Source organism: Microbacterium sp. LEMMJ01, from assembly GCF_002114135.1.
Taxonomy (GTDB): domain Bacteria; phylum Actinomycetota; class Actinomycetes; order Actinomycetales; family Microbacteriaceae; genus Microbacterium.
Genome location: NZ_NCTV01000039.1, coordinates 1 through 2,109, shown reverse-complemented (window position 1 = coordinate 2,109; position 2,109 = coordinate 1). Strand labels below are relative to the sequence as shown.

At 67.8% G+C, this 2,109-nt stretch carries 3 protein-coding genes; 1 reads left to right on the top strand and 2 read right to left on the bottom strand.

Features of this window, described 5'->3' with window-relative positions:
* Nucleotides 1–3: 3 nt before the first annotated feature.
* Nucleotides 4–786: an IclR family transcriptional regulator gene (locus B7W94_RS17680; RefSeq protein WP_039712028.1), complete on the bottom strand. Its 783-nt coding sequence runs from the start codon at nucleotides 784–786 to the stop codon at nucleotides 4–6.
* 180 nt (nucleotides 787–966) lie between these two features.
* On the bottom strand, nucleotides 967–1,332 hold the full coding sequence (locus B7W94_RS17675) for a hypothetical protein (protein ID WP_062633834.1): 366 nt from the start codon (nucleotides 1,330–1,332) through the stop codon (nucleotides 967–969).
* 351 nt (nucleotides 1,333–1,683) lie between these two features.
* Here B7W94_RS17675 and B7W94_RS17670 point away from each other — a divergent pair, with 351 nt between their 5' ends.
* Nucleotides 1,684–2,040: a hypothetical protein gene (locus tag B7W94_RS17670; protein WP_085607985.1), complete on the top strand. Its 357-nt coding sequence runs from the start codon at nucleotides 1,684–1,686 to the stop codon at nucleotides 2,038–2,040.
* Nucleotides 2,041–2,109 lie beyond the last annotated feature (69 nt).

The window sequence follows — 2,109 nt, the reverse complement described above, 5'->3', positions numbered from 1 at the left end:
GGTTCACCCCAACAGTTCGGCGAGGCGGATCGCGGCGTCCTGCAGTGACCGCGCTAGGGACTTGACCTTGCCCGGCGGTAACCGCTGCACGGGCGCGGAGGCGTTGATCGCCAGTCGCAGTCCCGACGAGACGTGGACCGGGACCGCGACGCTCGCCACGCCGTCCTCGCTTTCCTGCCGATTCACGGCATAACCGTCCAGTCGTGTCCGAACCAGTTCGGCGACGAGTTCGTCTCGGGAACGTATGGAGTTCGGTGTGACGATCTCGAGCTGCTCGTCCGGGTACAGCCGGAAGAGCTGCTCGTCGCTCAGCTCGGCAAGCAGCGCCTTGCCGGTCGAGGTGCAATGCGCCGGCAGGGTCTTGCCCAGTCTCGAAACCACGCGCACGGCCACATCGGGCTCGGCAACGGCGAGGAATCGGACATGGTTGCCCTCGAGCGTGCCCAGGTGGCAGGTCTCACCGAGGGCGGCGCTGAGGTCCTCGAGGATCGGCTGCGCCAGTCTCGGGACATCCATCCTGCGCAGCACCGAGAAGGCCACCGTCGTCAGCGCCGGGCCAGGGCCGTAAGCCTTGGTCACCGGGTTCTGCCGCACGAAGCCGCGCCATGCCAGCATCGCGAGAAGTCGGTGCGCGGTCGAGGTCGCCACCCCGAGGAGGGCACCGGCGTCCGTGAGCCGCAGCTCGTGCTCCTCACCCAGCAGCAGGATCAGCTTCAGCGCGTTGTCGACCGACTCGATCGGATACTGGGGTGGATCGCCCGGCGACCCGAGCTGTCGATTCTGCACGGCAGAAAGCTTACTTGCAACGTGGGCGCGCTCCTCCTGCACCGCGCGCTCCGATGCCGACCCGACAGGCGGGAGGATCGTCTCCGCGGTGCCACTGCAGCCCGTGCCACCCCACGCCGCCCGCGTGGCTCCCTGTGACGGCCCCGACGGCCCAGGCGCTCTACGGTCGGAGCAGGACCTTCAGGCTGCTGGACGCGTCGCGGGACTGCTCGAAGGCGGCGGCGGCATCGTCGAAGGCGAACTCGTGGGTCGCCAGCGGCGACAGATCGATCCCCTGGGCGTCGGACGCCTGACGATCGACTCGAGGACGGCCTCGTACTCGCGATGAGCGATGGCGAACGACTGCGGGTGCCACAACTGATAGATGTGTAAGCAGCGTTCCGGGTAGGAGTCCACTACCCGCCCCAACGGGATGTCTGCACGCGCGACGCAGCAGCGGAGGAACGCGTGGTGCGCCACCAGCCAGGCGCCCATGTCACCGACTGCCAGCGCCGCATCCATTAGCGTCCCGTACTCGCGCGAAGCGCCGATCTCGGAGCGCAGCATCCGTCCACCGTCCGGCGCGCGCCTAAGGACTCCAGCTGAAGCCGGACACCGTAGAGCTGGTCGACCTCTTCTACGTCCGGGTGATACACCGTCGCTCGGCGATGGTATCGGCCTCGTTTGAGCCTTTCTTCCCGCAGCAAGCGAAACGCCTCGTGCAAATGACCTCCCCGTCGATCCAGGTCTTTCAACTTTCCATCCTGCGTGAGGCGGCAGTGGCGGTGACACTCCACTGCTCGGAAGAGCACTATTTCGCGCTATTGATCCGGACCCCGATGGTCGGAAGCTGTTCAGTGCCGCGTCATCGGCGCAATACGCTGGGAGACGGGGCTTCCTCTGCCCCGGGAGGACACCATGCAACCAGATAACCTCACGGTCACGGCTCGGGTGGCGCGCACAGCCGTCCCCGGGCGGCTGGACGATCTCACCGAGTGGGCGCATGGTTTCACCGGCCGGGCCCAGTCGTTCCCCGGCTACCGGGAGTCGAAGGTCCGAGTCTCGGAACGGCACCGGCGCCAGGTTGTCGTCGAGATCACGTTCGCTTCCCCCCATGACCTCATCCGGTGGGAGGACAGTAAGGAGCGGCAGGCGCACCTGCAACAGGCCGTGCCGCTCACGATCGGGCAGGCCCGTCCACTGACTCCGGACGCCCTCACCGGTGCAATCCCGACGGCCGGTCCCGCGCGCCCGCGGTGGTGGACGGCGCGATAACGCTGCACCCGAGCGCCCCGCCGAGACGATCCGGCGGGGCGCTCCCGTGTCAGCGTTATCGCGCCGTCC

What these genes read in the sequence shown, in the direction of transcription:
- B7W94_RS17675 (WP_062633834.1), bottom strand. Translation starts at nt 1,332, where the DNA reads ATGCTGCGCTCCGAGATCGGCGCTTCGCGCGAGTACGGGACGCTAATG.
- B7W94_RS17670 (WP_085607985.1), top strand. Translation starts at nt 1,684, where the DNA reads ATGCAACCAGATAACCTCACGGTCACGGCTCGGGTGGCGCGCACAGCC.